This window comes from Acinetobacter sp. YH12152 (assembly GCF_013418285.1).
In the GTDB taxonomy this organism is placed as follows: domain Bacteria; phylum Pseudomonadota; class Gammaproteobacteria; order Pseudomonadales; family Moraxellaceae; genus Acinetobacter; species Acinetobacter amyesii.
The window spans coordinates 1-19,671 of the sequence record NZ_VPCH01000059.1 but is presented as its reverse complement, the minus strand read 5'-3'; the positions used below and the strand labels follow the sequence as shown (position 1 = coordinate 19,671).

Sequence of the window (19,671 nt, the reverse complement as noted above, 5' to 3'; positions counted from 1 at the left end):
ATGGGAGTGCATGAGCTGTGGTACAGCTCATGATCGAGATATAAACTCAGCTCTAAACATTCTTGCGCTTGGGCATAAGCGTCTAGCTGTAGGAATCACCCTCTTTTAAGGGGGTGAGGATGTCAATAAGTCTTTTTTAAGCATGGTTTCGCTACTTTTTTTCAGGGTAAAGCTACGCAAAATGCTAACAAAATTAATCTGGCATAAATCACAGAAACTTTCTAATATTAAATGCAGTTCATATTATATAAAAAGATATACCAATTCATGATTTGCTTATTCATATAAAAGATAAAGGCAAAAAAAAGCCCCTGCAAAGCAGAGGCTGATTTCAAATGAGATGTTAAATGCTTAATCCAAACTATCCGCAGGAATACGCACCCAACCTTCCATTAAGACACGCGCACTTCGGCTCATTACGGCTTTTTTAACGACCCACTGACCATTTTCATAAATCGCTTGCGCACCTACACGTAACGTCCCAGATGGATGTCCGAAACGCACGGCTTCTCGCTCCCCATCACCCGCGGCTAAGTTCACAAGTGTCCCCGGTATCGCAGCTGCTGTACCAATGGCAACTGCCGCTGTGCCCATCATGGCATGATGCAGTTTCCCCATCGACAAGGCACGAACCAATAAGTCCGTATCTTGTTCTGAAATTTGTTTAGAACTCGAAGATGTATAAGCTTTCGGTTTTGAAACAAATGCAATCTTTGGTGTATGTTGACGTTGCTCTGCTTCAGCAATATCTGAAATCAAACCCATTTGCTGCGCACCATAAGCACGGATTTTTTCAAAACGGGCCAATGCCTTAGCATCACCGTTGATCGCATCTTGTAGTTCAGTGCCGACATAACCAATATCTTCTGCATTTAAGAAAATCGTTGGAATACCTGCATTAATGAATGTTGCAGGGAAACTGCCTTCATCGGGTACGGTTAAGGTATCGACCAAATTCCCTGTAGGGAACATAGCGCCGCCATCTTCACCATCATCTGCGGGGTCTAAAAATTCAATTTGAACTTCGGCTGCTGGGAAGGTCACACCATCTAGTTCAAAATCACCGGTTTCTTGTACTGCACCATCAGTAATAGGTACATGCGCAATAATGGTTTTTTGAATATTGGCTTGCCAAATGCGAACCGTACACAAACCATTTTCAGGAATACGTGATGCCTCAACCAAACCATTTGAAATGGCAAATGCACCAACCGCTGCCGTTAAGTTTCCGCAGTTACCACTCCAGTCGACAAATGCTTTATCTATCGACACTTGTCCAAATAGATAGTCTACATCATGCTCGGGCTGTGAACTTTTTGCCAAAATCACGGTTTTACTGGTACTTGATGTCGCTCCCCCCATCCCATCAATTTGTTTGCCATAAGGATCTGGACTGCCAATCACACGTAATAAAAGTTGGTCGCGAACTTTTCCAGCTTGTTGTGCTGCAAGGGGCAAATCATCTAGCTTGAAAAATACACCTTTACTTGTACCACCACGCATATAAGTCGCTGCAATTTTAATTTGGGGAGCAAAACTCATTTTTATTGAATCCTTAATCTTTATCATTGTGTTTTGGCAGAGCGTTCTTTTCTGCGCTTTTGCATCATACAATGTTTAATTGAAGTTTTAACAATCACATGACTTAAGTATAAAAAAACAACATTCGATACCTTTTCCATATAAAGCCAAGCATCAGAATTTCAATTAAAATAAAATTAATCTATTGATTCATAAATTTTTAATTCAGCATTTAAAACGAAAAATAGGTTATTAAACCTATAAATATTTTTCATAAATTTTGAGCTACTAGGCTATTCATTCTCTATACATTACAATTACCAAAATTAAACCATTCTCGGGAAGAGTAACTTGACTACCAATTCCTCCGAACTCAAGCGTGGCTTAAAGAATCGTCATATTCAATTGATTGCCATGGGTGGTGCAATTGGTACAGGCTTATTCTTGGGCTCAGCGCATGTGATTCAATCTGCTGGACCATCCATTATTCTAGGCTACGCCATTGGCGGTTTGATCGCCTTTCTAATTATGCGTCAGTTGGGTGAAATGATCGTCCATGAACCTGTAGCGGGTTCATTTAGCCATTTTGCATATAAATATTGGGGGAAATTTCCAGGTTTCTTAACAGGTTGGAACTACTGGATTCTCTATATTTTAGTGGCAATGACAGAACTCACCGCTGTTGCGAAATACATCAATTACTGGTGGCCTCATATTCCAGCATGGGCATCTGTACTGTTCTTCTTCGTGATCATTACTTTAGTAAACTTAGGTAATGTGAAGTTTTATGGTGAATCTGAGTTTTGGCTGTCGATTATTAAAGTCACTGCAGTTATTTCGATGATCGTATTTGGTTTGTATTTGCTACTGACTGCAGATGCCAACTCAACAGCATCATTTACCAACTTATGGAGTCAAGGCGGCTTCTTCCCAAATGGTTTTGAAGGCTTATTCTTCATGCTGGCTTTCTTGATGTTCGCCTTCGGTGGTATTGAACTGATTGGTATGGCGGCAGCGGAAGCTGAAAATCCAAAAGAAACTATTCCTAAAGCGATTAACCAAGTTGTTTTTCGTATTTTGATTTTCTACGTGGGTTCTTTGACTATTCTATTGTCACTTGTGCCATGGAATCAGCTTGAACTAGGTGGTCTAGACAAAAGTCCATTTGTGATGATCTTTAGCCAACTGGGTATTGATTGGGCTGCACATTTACTGAACTTCATTATCTTAACTGCAGCACTGTCTGTTTATAACAGCGGTATGTATGCCAATAGCCGTATGCTTTACAGCTTGGCGAAACAAGGTAATGCACCAAAAGTTTTCGCAAAAACCAACAAAAGTGGCGTGCCAATTCCAGCAGTATTACTTTCTGCAGTACTGATTTTCGGCTGTGTACTCTTAAACTACTTCGTACCTGAAGATGCGCTTGGTCACTTAATGTATGTGGTGGTTGGTGCGCTTGTCCTGAACTGGGCGATGATTACCATGACTCACTTACAGTTCCGTCGTGCAAAACGTATTTTGAATTTTACAACATCATATCCCGCACTTTGGGCACCAGTCAGCAACTACATCGTTCTGATCTTTATTGCTTTAGTTCTATTTATTATGTGGACTCAGGGCTTTATGGAATCAGTTCTAATGATCCCTGTTTGGATTACAGTCATGTTATTAATGTTTAACTATCTTAATCCTAAAGATTTGAGCGACATTGATCCCAATGAAGTTCATAAAGACTAAGTAATTTAAAAAGTTATTGTTTCGGCAATAACTTTTTTTTTAGCTAAAATAGGAGTACATTAGCCTCCGTCTTGCGCTCTTAGCTTAACCGGATAGAGCAGTTGCCTCCTAAGCGACCGACGTGGGTTCGAGTCCCGCAGAGCGCACAATTTCTGAGATATCCCTCCTCCCTGTATTTGTAATCCCCCATATACCAATAAATATAAAGAAAGAACCTTTCACACTAAAAACCCATCAATTACAGTTTTTAACTTAATTATTGTTTTTACAAAGATTACTGTTCAAAGACTATTTTTAAGAACAGTTAAATAGCGCTTTAAAATGTGCTAACCACCTACCTCTCAATGCAAAAAACGACACATAGTATGGTCCATAAGGCCAAAAAATCAATTTATGACTGCTCATATCAAAATTTTTTCAATTTTTTTCTAGGTTTAGAAAATAATGCGCTAAATAAAAATATTAAATAATAATCAAAATGTTATATATACTAATTAGTACTTTTACTCTAAAAATAGCAACTTTTAGCCATATTTTTCAATCTAGAGCATTTACTCTTATTTTAATTGTGCTATTTTTGTCACATGGAGTAACAATTAAGCCTAAGAGTATTAAGAAGTTTTCCATAACGAATATATGCAGTAACCATAAAAATCAAATTCGTATCTCAAGGAATGACGAAGAATGAAATTAAAAACTTTAGCTACAGCCATGATTCTTGCTTCAGTTCCAATGACAGGTGCTTTTGCTGCAGCAATGGACCGTTCAGGCCAATCTATGTCTGCATTCTTACAACCAGGAAATTATTTTGAAGCAGGTATTTCAGTTCTAGATCCTACTGTTGAAGGTAAAGAGTCTGGTACTAGTGAAACTCGTCGCAATATTGAAGATATGGCGGGTGATTACTACTTCCCTTCAGCGGCTATTAAACTTCAGTTAACTGATAAATTTTCTTTTGGTCTAATTTACGACCAACCATTTGGTGCTAACGCAGAATATACAGGTAATAACGTATTCACATCTGCACCAGGCAGCGACACAGTGTTATCTGCAAGTGCAGTTAACAATATTGTTACATCTAAAGCAGTTGCTGCGTTAGAAGCTCATAACATTCCAGTAAATGAACAAACTCTTGCAGATGCAAAGCAACAAGTATTAGCAAGTCCTGCATTCCAACAACTTAATGGTGCGCTTACAGCTGCTAATGGTTACTTAGGCGAAGGCAATACAAAAGTTGAAGTAGATACTCAAAATTTATCTATGGTTTTTGGTGTAGAGCCAATTGAAAACTTCAGCATCTATGCTGGTGGTGTATACCAAACAGTAAAAGGTAATCTAAGTCTACGTGGTCAAGCGTATAGCCTATTTAATGGCTACGATGCTACTTTTAAAGAAACTGCTGGGACAGGTTGGTTAGCAGGTTTTGCATATCAAATTCCTGATATTGCTTTAAAAGCATCTGTTACTTATCGTTCTGAAATTGATCATGATGCAAAATCAGATGAATCATTATCTTTAATGAACTTTGCTGGTTTACCAGCTGTGCTTGGCGGCTTAGGTGTATCAGCTGAACAATTAGCTGCATTAGGTCAAGCTGGTAAAACCAAAATCACAACTCCACAGTCAGTTAACGTAGATTTCCAAACTGGTATCATGGCTAACACTGTTGCATTTGCGAACGTTCGTTGGGTTGACTGGTCAAATTTCTCAATTCAACCTTATAAATTTGGTAAGGTAAGTGAAGCTGTAGGTCCTCTAGTTGGTCGTCCAGATGGCTTTAACCTTGTGGAATATACTGATGATCAGATTTCTGCAACTGTAGGTGTCGGTCGTAAATTTAATGACCAATGGGCTGGTAACGTATCTGTAGGTTGGGATTCAGGCGCTGGTAACCCTGTATCAACTCTTGGTCCTACTGAAGGTTACTGGAATGTCGGCTTAGGTTTACAATTTAGCCCTGCACCGAATTACTTCATTGCTGGCGGTGTTAAATACTTCATGCTCGGTGATGCAGATGCTCAAACTGGTGCTCAATCAGGAAGTAGCGACTATGTAGCAACATTTGAAGACAACGATGCTTGGGCATACGGTCTAAAAATTGGTTACCGCTTCTAAAAATTTTTTGCAGATTCAACTACGGTTGAATCCAATTTTCAAAATAAAATCAAATGCTCAAACTCTGAGCATTTGATTTTTCACTATGAATAATTATTTTTTAAGTTATTTACTCTATTTTTTCATTTAAAAATCATAAACATAAATATATGCAACTAGAATAAATACTCTAGTCATGTTCATTTTTTAACTTCCTGAGTTCAATTTTAGAGTAGCAACTCTTATTTACTGTTTTTCTATTTATGTTACTTTCCACACATTGAAATAACATCAAAAGTTACAAACAGGGAAAATGTATGCAACTTAACCGTCTTACAAAAGCGATCATCATCAGTTTAATGCCTGCAACTTCTGCAATTGCTGGTGGTTTAGACCGTTCTGGCCAGTCAATTTCTGCATTCCTACAGCCAGGTAACTACGCTGAAGCAGGTATCACTGTTCTAGATGCAGAAGTAAAGTCAAATGAACTTAATGTCGATGACATGGCGAAGTCATATTACTTCCCTTCCGCTGCTGTCAAAGTACAAGCGACTGACAAAATTTCACTAGGTTTAATTTACGACCAACCATACGGTGCAGAAGCTGAATATGATGCTGCATCGCAAGTATTTGGTAATGGTGCTCAAGGTACATCTGTAGATGTTAAAACTGAAAGCTTAACTGCCCTAATTGGTTACCAACCAAACGAAAATTGGAACTTTTATGCAGGTCCAGTTTGGCAAACTGTAGAAGCCAATATCAAACTACGTGGTGCTGCTTATGGTGGTAATGCCAAACTTGGTACTTATAACATCGAAATGGAACGTGAAGAAGCTTATGGCTGGTTAGCAGGTGTTGCTTATTCGATTCCTGAAATTGCATTAAAAGCGGCTATTACCTACCGCTCTGAAATTGAACATAATACAAAATCCAATGAAACGCTTCTACCGTATCCATCTTTAATTGCGCTGACATCATCTGTTGATGCAACAACACCTCAATCAGTTAACTTAGATTTCCAAACAGGTATTGCTAAAGATACGCTAGCATTTGCCAATGTTCGTTGGGTACATTGGAGCCAGTTTGCGGTTAAACCAACTTTACTTGGTAACGTAAGTTCAATTCCAGCACCTCATGTCCGTCAAAATCTTATTGATTACTCAGACGACCAATGGTCAGCTAATGTTGGTGTAGGCCATAAATTTAACAGCAAATGGTCTGGTTCTGCATCTGTAGGTTACGATTCGGGTGCTGGCAACCCTATTACGACTTTAGGCCCTGTTGAAGGGAATTGGAATGTTGGTCTAGGTGGTCAATATAGTCCTGCTGAAAACTATTTCATCCAAGCAGGTGTTAAATACTTCTGGTTAGGTGATGCTACTGCTCAAACTGGTGGTAATCCAGTAGGTGAATTTGAAGATAACCATGCGCTTGGCTATGGTTTGAAAATAGGCTATCGCTTCTAAGTTGTTAGAACAGCTTTGCATTAAACAAGAAAGGGCGCATAAGCGCCCTTTTCTATAACCAGCTATACAGAATTAAGCTGGAATATCACGAACTGAAGCATTACGAATCGCTTCTTTTAATGCAGCATAGCCATGAATTGGTGGGAATTGTGGAAATTCTGCAATCACATTGTCAGGCGCATCAAATAAGAAACCCGCATCTGCTTCACCAAGCATCGTCGTATCGTTATAAGAATCACCTGCTGCAATCACCCGGAAGTTTAACCCATGCAATGCTTGAACGGCTTTACGCTTTTGATCAGGTTGACGAAGCTTATAAGCTGAGATCATACCATTTTCATCAGTTTCTAATTTGTGGCAGAAAATCGTTGGCCAACCAAGTTGCTGCATTAATGGATGTGCAAACTCATAGAAAGTATCTGAAAGAATAATCAATTGAAAATGAGTACGCACCCACTCTACAAACTCTTTTGCACCTTCAAATGGCCCCATATCTGCGATTACGTCTTGAATATCGTTTAAACCCAAACCGTGTTGTTTTAGGATATTTAAACGCTGAGTCATCAACACATCGTAATCTGGAATGTCACGAGTCGTTGCTTCAAGTTCTTTAATGCCTGTTTTTTTCGCAAAATTAATCCAAATTTCAGGTACTAAAACCCCTTCTAGATCTAAACAAACGACTTCCATGCACTCTACCCTCTGTTAAGTGAAAAAATTTTTTCAATATCATAGCGGAAGAATAAAAAAATGCATTGTTCTTTTTTAAATCTATTTTTTTCATAAGTATCTATTTTTTAGTGATAAGTGTGTTTTAGCATTTCCATTAAAATAGTTCTGAAATAAATTAATATAGGTTTTAACGTTCCAAGCCTATAGCCAGGACATTCATGACTACCATCCCTACTATTGACCTTGTCGATGCACTTGCATCTGAATATGCAGATAAATCACCTTCTGAGATTATGAAACTTGCGCTTAGCCAGCAAGGTGAAGTTGCGATTTCCTTTTCTGGTGCAGAAGATGTTGTACTGATTGATCTTGCATCAAACTTAGGGATTCCTTTTCGTGTATTTAGTTTAGATACCGGTCGCTTACACCCTGAAACTTACCAATTTTTAGATACTGTCCGTAAACATTATAAAATTGATATTGAAATCTGTTTCCCAGAAAGTGATGCCGTACAAAAACTGGTAACAGAAAAGGGCTTTTTTAGCTTCTATCAAGATGAACATAAAGAATGCTGTGGTATCCGTAAAGTACAACCTTTGCGTAAAAAACTAGCCACTTTAGATGGCTGGATCACAGGTCAACGTAAAGACCAAAGCCCAGGCACACGTAATGAAATTCCTGTGGTACAAGCAGACCCCGGTTTTTCAGGTCCGGGCAAGCAATTGATTAAATATAATCCTTTGGCAAACTGGTCTAGCGCTGATGTCTGGAACTATATCCGTCTAATGGAAATTCCATATAATCCACTACACGAACGAGGCTTTATCTCGATTGGCTGTGAGCCATGCACTCGTCCTGTTTTACCGAATCAACACGAACGTGAAGGTCGCTGGTGGTGGGAAGATGCAACCCATAAAGAATGCGGCTTACACGCAGGCAACATGAAAAAATAAAGATCACAAAACCACTGCATAGCAGTGGTTTTTTTCAACGCATCGATACACATAATTCCGTATCATTTCAACGTAAAAACGCTATACTGCAAATGACAATTTAATAATTCTAACAATGCTACTCATACATGAGCAGCTGTAGAAATTGCAGTGAGGCAATCAACGCTATGCGTCCATTACATCCTATTGATTTCATATTCTTAAATTTAGAGAAACGGCAACAACCGATGCACGTAGGTGGTCTATTTTTATTTCAGATCCCTGACAATGCACCAGATACTTTTATTCAAGATTTAGTCGCAGATATTCGTAATTCAAAATCCATTCCTATTCCTCCTTTTAACAATAAACTCAACGGCTTCTTTTGGGATGAAGACGAAGAGTTTGATTTAGATCATCACTTCCGCCATATCGCACTGCCGCATCCCGGTCGTATTCGTGAACTTTTGACTTATATTTCTCAAGAACACAGTGCGCTGATTGACCGTGCGAAACCGCTTTGGACTTGCCATATTATTGAAGGCATTGAAGGCAATCGTTTTGCTATGTACTTCAAAATCCACCACGCGATGGTCGATGGCATTGCAGGTATGCGTTTAGTTGAAAAATCACTTTCGCATGACCCAGATGCTAAAAGAATTGTGCCACCATGGTGTGTAGAAGGCCCTCGTGCAAAACGCCTGAAACAGCCTAAATCCAGTCGTATGAAAGGTCTGTTATCGACCATTAAGGGACAACTTGACTCAACTCCACGAGTTTTGTACGAACTGTCACAAACAGTAATGAAAGATATGGGGCGTAACCCAGATTATGTGTCTAGTTTCCAAGCGCCGAGTTCAATATTAAACCAACGGGTTAGTTCTTCTCGTCGTTTCGCTGCTCAGTCTTTTGAATTTTCACGTTTGTCACATATTGCCAAGTCACTCGGCGTAACAATTAACGATATTGTGCTTGCAATTTGTTCAGGCGCATTACGTGAATATTTAATTACACAAAATGCTTTACCTAAAAAGCCATTGATTGCCATGGTGCCTGCATCAGTTCGTACCGATGATTCAGATATGTCAAACCGTATTACCATGATTTTGGCCAATCTTGGAACCCATAAAGAAGATCCGCTAGAACGGTTGAAGATTGTGCGTCGTAGTGTGCTCAATGCCAAAGAGCGCTTTAAGCGGATGAACTCGAATCAAATTTTAAACTACAGTGCTTTTGTCTACAGTGCAGCAGGTTTAAATATTGCATCAGGCTTCATGCCAAAACGTCAGGCCTTTAACTTGGTCATTTCGAATGTTCCCGGCCCACAAGAGCCGTTATATTGGAATGGTGCACGTTTAGAAGCGCTCTACCCAGCGTCTATTGTTTTGGATGGTCAAGCGCTTAATATCACCATGACCAGCTATTTAGATAAGCTTGAAGTTGGTTTAACCGCATGTCGTAATGCGCTGCCAAAAATGCAAAATTTACTGACGCATTTGGAAGAAGAAATTCAACGATTTGAAACTATTGTGAACCAAGATTCCCCAAAGTTACAGGCGGTTAGCTAACCGCCTGTTTCTAGATTTGGTATCAATTCATCAGCAGATTGAACCATCAAAAATTAAAAACCCGTCTAAATTAAACAATCTAGACGGGTTTTTTAGTATTTGAACTTTGATTAATTTTTTGGAGTAATTTATGTGTATAAGCTAAAATTTAGGTGAAAAAATCCGTTGTTATTGTTTAATTACGACTTGTAGATACACACTGATAATTAAATTTATTTTCCATTCTTTATAAAATTTTAGCGCATTAAATATTTTAGAATTGCGCGTTAGCACTTTAACCCTCTGGATTACATTATTTATATTTCAATATTTAAGCTTTAATTGCTCGGCACTGTTTAAGTAACTGATGACAAGCAGAACGAATCATAGACGCTGTAATTTGAACCTCATTACCACGCTCATCCACGATATAACCTGAATGGATCGCTTTTGCTTCAACAACAGTTTTAAGACCACTTTTCATTACTGTTTTACTAACACCCATAGTACACCTCTTTTTGCTAAGCCATTTTCAAGTCCAATGCAGGAAAATGGCTTTGGCTATTTGATGTGTCTAGTATTCAAAATAACAGTTCAAAAGTAAAATCTCAGTTGTAACAAGTGTTTAACGATATTCTGTTACAATTTCAGCTCAGAATGATATCGTATTGCTCTTGCGTATATAAATTTTCCACTTGGAACTTGATCACACGGCTAATAAAGTGCTCTAAATCAGCTACCGCAGGTGCTTCAGCAGTTAACAATCGGTCAATCACCGACGGATGTGCCACCACGGTAAAACCACTTTGTGACTCATAAGCACGTGCATATCTCAAGATTTCACGGAAAATTTCATAGCAAACTGTTTCAGCCGTTTTCACATAACCACGCCCCTGACAGGTCGGGCAAGAATCACAAAGTAGATGCTCCAGAGATTCACGGGTGCGTTTCCGAGTCATTTCCACCAAACCCAGCTCAGACACTTGAGTGATCTTGGTTTTAGCATGATCGCGCTCAAGCATTTTCTCAAACTGGCTCATCACCTCTTCACGATGATGTGCTTCTTGCATATCAATGAAGTCAATAATGATAATCCCGCCCAAGTTACGTAGTCGGAGCTGACGTGCAATGACCTGTGTGGCTTCCATATTGGTTTTAAACACAGTGTCTTCAAGCGAACGACCACCGACGTAGGAGCCAGTATTGACATCAATCGTGGTCATTGCTTCAGTTTGATCGATCATCAGATAACCGCCAGACTTAAGTGCTACACGTGTCTGTAAGGCTTTCTGAATATCTTCTTCGACATTGTACAAGTCAAAAATTGGACGCTCACCCGGATAATGCAGTAAGCGATTTTGCATACTCGGTACAAATTCTTGGACAAACTCTTGCAATTTGCCATGCACTTCGCGTGAGTCGACCTGAATTTTAGAAGTATCTTCATTGGCCAAATCACGGATGACGCGTTGAGGTAAAGGTAGCTCTTCAAAAATCAAAGATGGTACGACAATACTGCGTTGTTTACGTTGAATGTATTCCCACAGTTTTGCTAAATAGGCCATGTCCTGCGCAATTTCACATTCAGGAATACCTTCGGCAGCAGTACGAACGATGACTGAACCCGGTAAGTTGTGTTCCTTTTGAATGCGTTCAATCATGCTACGCAAGCGATCACGTTCTTCTTCAGACTCAATGCGCTGTGAAACACCGGTATGACTGCCATATGGCATTAAAACGAGGTAACGGGAAGGAATAGAAAGATCAGTAGAAAGTCGTGCACCTTTGGTACCCAACATATCTTTCATGACTTGTACGGTGAGTACTTGCCCCGGTTGTAACAGCTCAAAAACGTTCGGGGTCGGTTGATTGCGCTGCCAGACCATATCATTGATATGTAAAAAAGCTGTTCTCGACAATCCAATATCAATAAAAGCAGCCTGCATACCCGGAAGCACACGAACAACTTTCCCTTTATAAATATTGCCCACTAACCCACGCTTCACGGTGCGTTCAACAAATAATTCATTGACCGTACCGTTTTGAATCAACGCCACCCGACATTCCATCGGTGTGACGTTAATCAACAACTCGTCAGACATATCAAAACTCAAAACATTATAAAAATTCTTGTGTTGCAGCAGTTAATTTAATGCCTTAACTGTCTGTAATAACTGTACGGTTTCATACAAAGGCAGCCCAACGACATTGCTGTAGCTCCCTTCAATACAAGGAATATAGCGCGCAGCAATTCCTTGGATGGCGTAGGCTCCCGCCTTGCCGATTGGTTCACCTGTTGCCCAGTAGCTTTCCATGTCAGCTAGACTCAGCGTTTGAAATTCAACCTGTGTACGTACTACTATACTGTATATTTGATCTTTTGTACTGACACAAACACCTGAAAACACATCATGTTTTCGTCCAGAGATCATTTCCCACATAGAAAAAGCATGTGCTTTCGACGCTGGTTTTCCTAAAATGTGCTCATCTACGCCTAAACTGGTATCGGCGGCAATAACGATAGCATTAGGGAATTGTTGTTGTACTGCGCAAGCTTTGGCACGTGCTAAACGCTCTACATAATCCGCTACAGGTTCTCCTTCCAACACGGACTCATCAATATCCGGACTGAAAATTTCAAATTCCAGACCTAATTGTTGCAATAGTTCGCGTCGTCGAGGAGAACTCGAAGCTAAAATTATATGCGCCATTTTCTCAGGAAGTAATACATGATTGGCCAAATGATTAAGCTAGTAACAATTGGCTGCCAATGGCGAGCAAATGAAAACTGTGCCCCACCCATCACTTGAACAATCCACACAAACAGTAAATGCGCGAAAATTGCCATTGCAGCAATAATCCACAAATTACCAAATGTAAGGATACGACGTTCACGCGTTAAAAAGCGCGTCACAAATGCAATGACCACAAAACTCAGTGCGTTCATGCCAAAAGGTGCATCAGTCAACAAGTCCGTAAAGAGACCTGTGGCAAATGCAAACCAAACACCGCACCATGTCGGCTGACAGAGTACCCAAAATAGCATGATCATCATCATGAATAATGGACGCCAACCCGATAAGTCATAAGAAAGCGGATACACCATCAGCACGGATGCCAAAATGATGGAAAAGATAATCGGAAATAATGGGTCGCGCTCTGTATGACGACTAAGCTTAGCGAGTGACATGCGGTTGCTCCATCGCTAAAGAATCGGAAAATAGCACAACCACATGATGACCACCTGCCAATTGGGCAGCAGGATTGATATCAATTTGGGCAAATTCACCACTATTGTGACGACTGACTTTCGAGACTGTCCCTACCAAATAACCCGCTGGGAAATGTGCCCCTAGCCCTGAGCTATAGACTTTTTCACCGACTTTGATATTGGCACTGGTTGGTACGTATTCCATTTTAAGTCGACCTAAGTCACCTGTACCCGTAACGATTGCGCGCATACCGGTATGCTCCATCCGCACGGATAAAGAGTGCTCTTTGTCTGAGAGCAACATGACACGGCTACTATGCGGGTAAACATTGATAATTTGCCCCATAATACCCTTGTCATCGAGTACAGTTTGTCCCACTTTAAGCTGACTGCTGGCTCCACGGTTAATCACAATAATATGACGTAAGGGATCAGCATCGGTACCAATGACCTCGGCAATCTCCATACGACCATCAATGATGAGTGGTGTATCGAGTAGTCCACGCAGTCGAGTATTTTCAGCAGAAAGTTCAGAAAGTTTCTGTAAACGGACTTGAGCCTGAATTAACTCTGCTTGCATCGCGGTATTTTCACGACGTAATTGAGCTTCAGACTTGGTTTGTTGATTCAGCCATTCTCGCGATAACACTGGATAGCTTGCTAGTGCATAAATTGGATTATATGCCGCATACAAGACGTCTCTGGCCGGTTGAATTACATGCGGCATGCGCCAATCAAAGAAAAGCACCACCAAGCATGTAATCACCGCAATGATAAATGAGCGAAAAGATGGCGGTTGTCTTGAAAACAGTTGCGTTTGCACCCGCCGAGTCCTTTTCTTAGCCTACAAATAACATGTCATGATTTGGGTTATCGAAGAATTCGAGAACCTTACCGCCACCACGTGTAACACATGATAGTGGATCTTCTGCAACTACGACAGGAAGACCTGTTTCTTTTGCAAGAAGCTTATCAAGATTACGAAGTAATGCACCACCACCAGTCAACACAATACCGCGTTCTGCGATGTCTGAAGACAACTCAGGTGGCGTTTGCTCTAGTGCAGATTTAACCGCAGCCACAATGTTTTGTAGTGGATCAGAAATCGCTTGAGTCACTTCATCAGAAGTTACAGTAATCGCACGAGGTACACCTTCAGCCAAGTTACGACCACGGACTTCGATTTCCAAAGGTTTCGCACCTTCTTCTGGAAGCGCCATACCAACTTCTTTTTTGATGTTTTCTGCAGTGGTTTCACCAATCACACAACCGTGTGCTTTACGCACGTAGTTAATGATTTGTTCATCAAATACATCACCACCGATACGCAGTGAGTCTGCATAGACACAACCTTGAAGTGAAATGATCGCGATTTCAGTTGTACCACCACCAACATCGACAACCATCGAACCACAAGCTTGCTCAACAGGCATACCTGCACCAATTGCAGCAGCCATTGGCTCTTCAATTAAGCGAACTTCACGTGCACCTGCATTGTATACAGCTTCACGGATTGCACGGCGTTCCACCAACGTCGATTTACATGGCACACACACCACGACACGCGGTGCAGGTGGGAACAAACGTTTTTCGTGCACTTTGCCAATGAATTGATTCAACATCGTTTCAGTGACTTCAAAATCTGCAATCACACCATCTTTCATTGGGCGAATCGCAGAAATATTTGCAGGTGTACGACCTAGCATTTGCTTCGCGTCAAGACCTACTGCGGCAACGATTTTTTGTGAACCACTGTGGCGAATTGCCACCACCGTCGGTTCATTTAATATAATGCCTCGTCCTGGCGCATAAATAAGTGTATTTGCAGTGCCTAAATCAATGGCAAGATCCGGCGAAAACAAGCCAATTAGTCGTTTTAGAATCACGGGGACGTTCTCAGTTAAACTTTTATATGGACGCAAGGTGGCAACTTTAACTAAATGTGATGATTTGAACAAGTCAATCGCTTATTATAAGCCACGATATTTTGAATTTTTTTAATACTGATTAGGTAATGTTATGTCTACATCGGATGCACAGCATTCTGCAGATCTAAATGCACAAACAGTTTCAGCGATTGCCCATCTGGCTCGATTGTCGCTAGATGAAGCGCAATCTGCCGACTATGCTCAAAGTTTAAATAAAATTTTAGGCATGATGGAAACCCTGAAAGGCATCGATACTGACGGTGTTGAACCACTAAAAAGTCCATTCGACAATCCACAGCCCTTACGTGAAGACGTGGTATCTGAGACCAATCATCGCGAAGCATATCAAGCAGTTGCTCCTGCAGTACAGGATGGCTTGTACCTTGTTCCGCGTGTGATTGAATAATTTTTATTCAGATCAACATTTTTTCAAATTAAACGTAAAGAAATATTTCTCATGACAGATTTACATCGCTTATCAATTCGTGAATTGTCTGAAGGTTTGGCTGGCGCTAAATTTTCTTCACGCGAATTGACAGAACACTATTTAAAACGCATTGAAAAAATCGATGCTCAAGTCAAGTCATACGTGACCGTGACAGCTGAACAAGCACTTGCGCAAGCAGATGCGGCTGATGCTGCAATTAAAGCAGGCAATGCAACTGCGTTGACCGGTGTACCAATTGCACATAAAGATATTTTCTGTACCCAAGGCATTAAAACCACTGCTGGTTCTAAAATGCTGGACAATTTTATCTCTCCTTACGACGCGACCGTTGTAGCGAAAGGTAAAGCTGCGGGCCTTGTCACTTTAGGTAAAGTGAACATGGACGAATTCGCCATGGGTTCGACCTCTGAAAATTCATTTTATGGCGCTACGGCTAACCCTTGGAACTTAAACCATGTTCCGGGTGGTTCTTCAGGCGGTTCTGCTGCGGCTGTAGCAGCCGATCTTGCTCCATTTGCAACAGGTACAGATACAGGCGGTTCAATCCGTCAGCCTGCGTCTTTCTGTGGTTTGACTGGTCTTAAACCGACTTACGGTCGTGTTTCTCGTTTCGGTATGATCGCGTATGCATCATCTTTAGACCAAGGCGGCCCAATGGCACGTTCGGCTGAAGATTGTGCTTACCTCATGAACGTGATGGCAGGTCATGACGCGAAAGATTCAACTTCGGTTGAAAAAGACGTAGACAACTATGTGGCGAACCTCAACGGCACATCGGTTAAAGGCTTACGCATTGGTATTCCGAAGCAATACTTCAATGTTGCAGGTTTAGATGCTGACGTGAAAGCACGTGTTGAAGAATCTCTGAAAAAATTGGAAGAGATGGGCGCAATCTTGGTTGAGATTGACCTGAACATGACTGAAAGCTACGTACCAACGTATTACTTGATCGCACCTGCTGAAGCATCGTCTAACTTATCTCGTTTCGACGGTGTACGTTATGGCTACCGTGCAGAAAATCCTGTGGATTTGATGGATCTTTACAAGCGTTCACGTTCGGAAGGTTTTGGTAAAGAAGTTCAGCAACGTATCCTGATTGGTACATACGCGCTTTCTGCGGGTTACTACGACGCTTATTATGTGAAAGCACAAAAAGTACGTCGTTTAATTCAACAAGACTTCTTAAAAGCATTTGAATCTGTAGACGTGATTGCTGCCCCTGCTGCACCGACAACTGCATATAAGATTGGTGCAAACCTGTCTCCTGTAGAAATGTACTTAGGTGACATCTACACCATCGCAGTGAACTTGGCAGGTCTGCCTGCGATTAACGCGCCTGTTGGTTTTGACAAAGACAACTTACCTGTTGGCTTACAGTTGATTGGTAACTACTGGTCAGAATCTCAATTGTTGTCTGTGGTGCATCAGTACCAACAAGCAACCGATTGGCATACACAACGCGCTGCAATTGCTGAGGAGAACGCATAATGGCTAAGAACGCTGCGAAACCAAAATCTAACCTGATTGATGGTTGGGAAGTCGTTATTGGTATCGAGATTCACACTCAGCTTGCGACCAATACCAAAATTTTCTCAGGTTCATCTACCACATTTGGTCAAGACCCAAATACACAAGCTAGCCTTGTAGATTTGGCAATGCCGGGCGTATTGCCAGTATTGAACAAAGAAGTAGTTGATCTTGCGATTCGCTTTGGTTTGGGTATCGATGCTTACATCGACCAAGCTTCTGTATTTGCACGTAAAAACTATTTCTACCCTGACTCTCCAAAAGGCTACCAAATCAGCCAAATGGACAACCCGATTGTGGGCTTGGGTCATATCGACATTCAACTTGAAGATGGTACGGTTAAGCGCATTGGCGTAACCCGTGCTCACCTTGAGGAAGATGCAGGTAAATCGATCCATGACCAATTTGAAGGTCAATCTGGTATCGATTTAAACCGTGCAGGCACACCTTTACTTGAGATTGTCTCTGAACCTGATATGCGTTCGGTTGAAGAAGCAGTTGCCTACATTAAAGCGATTCACACTTTAGTGCGTTGGTTAGGCATTTCTGACGGTAACATGGCTGAAGGTTCATTCCGTGCGGACTGTAACGTGTCTTTACGCCGTCCGGGTCAACCGTTTGGTACACGTTGCGAGCTTAAAAACCTCAACTCTTTCCGCTTCATTGAACAAGCGATCAATGTAGAAATTGAACGTCAAATGGAAATCCTAGAATGGGATGGCACCATCGACCAAGAAACACGTTTATTCGACCCTGTGAAGATGGAAACTCGTTCAATGCGTTCGAAAGAAGAAGCGAACGATTACCGCTACTTCCCAGATCCTGACTTGTTGCCTGTCATTATTGCAGATGCGCAAATTGAAGCGGCACGTGCTGCCCTTCCTGAGCTTCCTGCTGCACGCCGTGCGCGCTTTGTGGCTGACTTTGGTGTGACTGAGTACGATGCTCACGTTCTTACGCTTACTCGCGAAATGTCAGAGTTTTATGAAGACGTGGTAAAAGCTGCTGGTGGCGCTGCGCAAGGTAAAGTGGCTGCAAACTGGGTGATGGGCGAATTCTCAGGTGCTTTAAACAAAGCGGGCTTCGAGCTTCATGATTCTCCTGTATCTGCGGAAAAACTTGGCGGTATGATTGCACGTATTGTGGACAACACAATTAACGGTAAGATTGCGAAGCAAGTGTTCGGCTTTATGTGGGAAGAAGGCAAAACTGCGGACGAGATTATTGTGGAAAAAGGCTTGAAACAGGAAACTGATACAGGCGCGATTGAAGCGATTATTAAAGATGTGCTTGCTGCTAACGAGAAGATGGTTGAAGAGTATAAATCTGGTAAAGAGAAAGCCTTTAACGGTCTTGTTGGTCAAGTGATGAAAGCAGCGAAAGGTAAAGCTAACCCTGCTCAAGTCAATGAATTGATGAAGAAATTGATTGGTTGATCTGATTTTTCTTTAAAAGAAAACCCGCTTTAGAGCGGGTTTTTTAAACCTATAATGAAGCTCTTTTTTGCTCAGGAAATAAAGAATTAATTTCTTCAATTTCTTTCGGCTTTGTAATCGCATAATCAACAATCAAATTTATATATGCAAAAATAGCGGGATTAATGTCGTCTAAGACTTCATCACAAATAACTCCTGAATGCACATTTGCATTACCAATCAATCTGATATTATCAGCGGCTTTCGCAACTCTTGATGGAATAATATTTTCTTTTGCCAACTCCTCAATTGATTCTTTAATATTTTTCTTTTTTACACCTAAATGACCACATAGTTTTTCCAATGCTAAACGTATTAAAGCCGCAGCAGAACGTGGTGACAATTCAAAGATCAAAGCCGCTTCTTTATATAATACCTTTACATCATTTGGCATATCAGGTGAATAATCAGGAATATCTTGATTGCTTATTTCTTGTATTGGAAATAATCTCACTAAGTCGGAGTCCTGACTAGGTCTTGGAATAAGACTAAGAAAATTGCTTCCAACTTTTTGATTATACCAAATATTATTTTGACTACATGATGCACAGTTTGCTTGATGAACTCTAGTTGGAATATTGTGTTCTAAACCATTTTCATCATATGAAATAAAAAATAAATTTTCCCACTTCATATGTGAAAAAGCCCCACAATGAGGACATTTGAAACTATTTTGATCAAGAATAGTTTTAGATTGTTCTGGTATTTTCATAACTTATACTAACATTAGTTTTTCTTTATTTAACAAGTTTACATACAAATCTGTAAGTTTTAAAACTATTATTACTTTGAAAAATTTAAAGAAATTTTTGTTTAAATAATTACCACTAAATACATAAACGCCTACTAAATATTTTCCATCGTCAAACTCAAAGACTTAGGACTTATCCCCCCTCATTCCCGCCTTCTCCCAATGGGAGAAGGAGCATCCATTACTAATTTAATACCGTTATAGGTTATGCAATAGAAATTCCCTCACTTTTAAAACATAGGTATCTACACATTTTTTATAAATTGAATGCGATCTGAGCAATCGCATTCAGCTCATCAGACGAATACTCTGACAACAACTGAAGAGTGTTCAATAGTATTGAAAGCCCTGCCAGTATG

The 19,671-nt window shown here is 40.7% G+C and carries 18 protein-coding genes and 1 tRNA gene; 10 read left to right on the top strand and 9 right to left on the bottom strand.

What is annotated here, in order from left to right:
- A partial coding sequence (locus FTU83_RS15040) for a zinc ribbon domain-containing protein (RefSeq protein WP_179994364.1) occupies positions 1–109 on the top strand: 109 nt, incomplete at its 5' end.
- A gap of 242 nt (positions 110–351) precedes the next feature.
- Here the strand turns inward: FTU83_RS15040 and prpF are convergent.
- Positions 352–1,542, bottom strand: coding sequence for a 2-methylaconitate cis-trans isomerase PrpF (gene prpF, locus FTU83_RS15035; protein ID WP_180107126.1), 1,191 nt, complete (start codon positions 1,540–1,542; stop codon positions 352–354).
- Between the two features lie 330 nt (positions 1,543–1,872).
- Between prpF and FTU83_RS15030 the strand changes: the two genes are divergently transcribed.
- From FTU83_RS15030 to FTU83_RS15015, 4 genes are all read left to right on the top strand, one after another.
- Complete coding sequence (locus FTU83_RS15030) at positions 1,873–3,261, top strand: amino acid permease (protein ID WP_078189974.1); 1,389 nt, start codon at positions 1,873–1,875, stop codon at positions 3,259–3,261.
- 73 nt (positions 3,262–3,334) lie between these two features.
- A tRNA-Arg gene (locus tag FTU83_RS15025) sits at positions 3,335–3,407 on the top strand.
- Between the two features lie 538 nt (positions 3,408–3,945).
- Entirely contained in the window at positions 3,946–5,376 is a 1,431-nt protein-coding gene (locus FTU83_RS15020; RefSeq protein WP_180107124.1) for an outer membrane protein transport protein, read from the top strand.
- A gap of 296 nt (positions 5,377–5,672) precedes the next feature.
- Complete coding sequence (locus tag FTU83_RS15015; protein ID WP_180059533.1) at positions 5,673–6,821, top strand: OmpP1/FadL family transporter; 1,149 nt, start codon at positions 5,673–5,675, stop codon at positions 6,819–6,821.
- A gap of 72 nt (positions 6,822–6,893) precedes the next feature.
- On the opposite strand, the gene thrH is transcribed toward FTU83_RS15015, so the two are convergent.
- Complete coding sequence (gene thrH / locus FTU83_RS15010) at positions 6,894–7,511, bottom strand: bifunctional phosphoserine phosphatase/homoserine phosphotransferase ThrH (protein WP_078189978.1); 618 nt, start codon at positions 7,509–7,511, stop codon at positions 6,894–6,896.
- 200 nt (positions 7,512–7,711) lie between these two features.
- Here thrH and FTU83_RS15005 point away from each other — a divergent pair, with 200 nt between their 5' ends.
- Together FTU83_RS15005 and FTU83_RS15000 are read left to right on the top strand one after the other, a co-directional pair.
- Entirely contained in the window at positions 7,712–8,446 is a 735-nt protein-coding gene (locus FTU83_RS15005; protein WP_168379034.1) for a phosphoadenylyl-sulfate reductase, read from the top strand.
- Positions 8,447–8,613: 167 nt separating this feature from the next.
- Complete coding sequence (locus tag FTU83_RS15000; protein WP_168379035.1) at positions 8,614–9,993, top strand: wax ester/triacylglycerol synthase family O-acyltransferase; 1,380 nt, start codon at positions 8,614–8,616, stop codon at positions 9,991–9,993.
- Positions 9,994–10,303: 310 nt separating this feature from the next.
- Here the strand turns inward: FTU83_RS15000 and FTU83_RS14995 are convergent, their stop codons facing one another.
- The 6 genes from FTU83_RS14995 to FTU83_RS14970 all read right to left on the bottom strand — a co-directional run bounded on the left by FTU83_RS14995 (position 10,304) and on the right by FTU83_RS14970 (position 15,069).
- A complete protein-coding gene (locus tag FTU83_RS14995) occupies positions 10,304–10,477 on the bottom strand; it encodes a PA1571 family protein (protein ID WP_168379036.1) in 174 nt (57 codons plus the stop codon).
- 142 nt (positions 10,478–10,619) lie between these two features.
- Positions 10,620–12,074, bottom strand: coding sequence for a ribonuclease G (rng, locus tag FTU83_RS14990; protein WP_078189981.1), 1,455 nt, complete (start codon positions 12,072–12,074; stop codon positions 10,620–10,622).
- 42 nt (positions 12,075–12,116) lie between these two features.
- Positions 12,117–12,683: a Maf-like protein gene (locus tag FTU83_RS14985; RefSeq protein WP_180085220.1), complete on the bottom strand. Its 567-nt coding sequence runs from the start codon at positions 12,681–12,683 to the stop codon at positions 12,117–12,119.
- Positions 12,671–13,162 carry a rod shape-determining protein MreD gene (mreD, locus tag FTU83_RS14980; protein WP_180004304.1) on the bottom strand — a complete coding sequence of 164 codons (492 nt, stop codon included), beginning with the start codon at positions 13,160–13,162 and terminating at the stop codon, positions 12,671–12,673. Before mreD ends, FTU83_RS14985 begins: the two co-directional genes overlap by 13 nt.
- Positions 13,149–14,006 carry a rod shape-determining protein MreC gene (gene mreC, locus FTU83_RS14975; RefSeq protein WP_078189984.1) on the bottom strand — a complete coding sequence of 286 codons (858 nt, stop codon included), beginning with the start codon at positions 14,004–14,006 and terminating at the stop codon, positions 13,149–13,151. Before mreC ends, mreD begins: the two co-directional genes overlap by 14 nt.
- A gap of 16 nt (positions 14,007–14,022) precedes the next feature.
- Positions 14,023–15,069, bottom strand: a complete 1,047-nt coding sequence (locus FTU83_RS14970) for a rod shape-determining protein (protein ID WP_086178633.1) — start codon at positions 15,067–15,069, stop codon at positions 14,023–14,025.
- Positions 15,070–15,202: 133 nt separating this feature from the next.
- On the opposite strand from FTU83_RS14970, the gene gatC reads away from it, so the two are divergent.
- The 3 genes from gatC to gatB are packed head-to-tail and all read left to right on the top strand — an operon-like array spanning position 15,203 to position 18,522.
- Positions 15,203–15,517, top strand: coding sequence for an Asp-tRNA(Asn)/Glu-tRNA(Gln) amidotransferase subunit GatC (gatC, locus tag FTU83_RS14965; RefSeq protein WP_078189985.1), 315 nt, complete (start codon positions 15,203–15,205; stop codon positions 15,515–15,517).
- Positions 15,518–15,568: 51 nt separating this feature from the next.
- Positions 15,569–17,047: an Asp-tRNA(Asn)/Glu-tRNA(Gln) amidotransferase subunit GatA gene (gene gatA / locus FTU83_RS14960; protein ID WP_180022293.1), complete on the top strand. Its 1,479-nt coding sequence runs from the start codon at positions 15,569–15,571 to the stop codon at positions 17,045–17,047.
- Positions 17,047–18,522, top strand: coding sequence for an Asp-tRNA(Asn)/Glu-tRNA(Gln) amidotransferase subunit GatB (gene gatB / locus FTU83_RS14955; RefSeq protein WP_180107122.1), 1,476 nt, complete (start codon positions 17,047–17,049; stop codon positions 18,520–18,522). The genes gatA and gatB overlap by 1 nt, the downstream gene beginning before the upstream one ends.
- 49 nt (positions 18,523–18,571) lie before the next feature.
- On the opposite strand, the gene FTU83_RS14950 is transcribed toward gatB, so the two are convergent.
- Positions 18,572–19,273 carry a DUF4145 domain-containing protein gene (locus tag FTU83_RS14950; protein WP_180107120.1) on the bottom strand — a complete coding sequence of 234 codons (702 nt, stop codon included), beginning with the start codon at positions 19,271–19,273 and terminating at the stop codon, positions 18,572–18,574.
- Positions 19,274–19,671 lie beyond the last annotated feature (398 nt).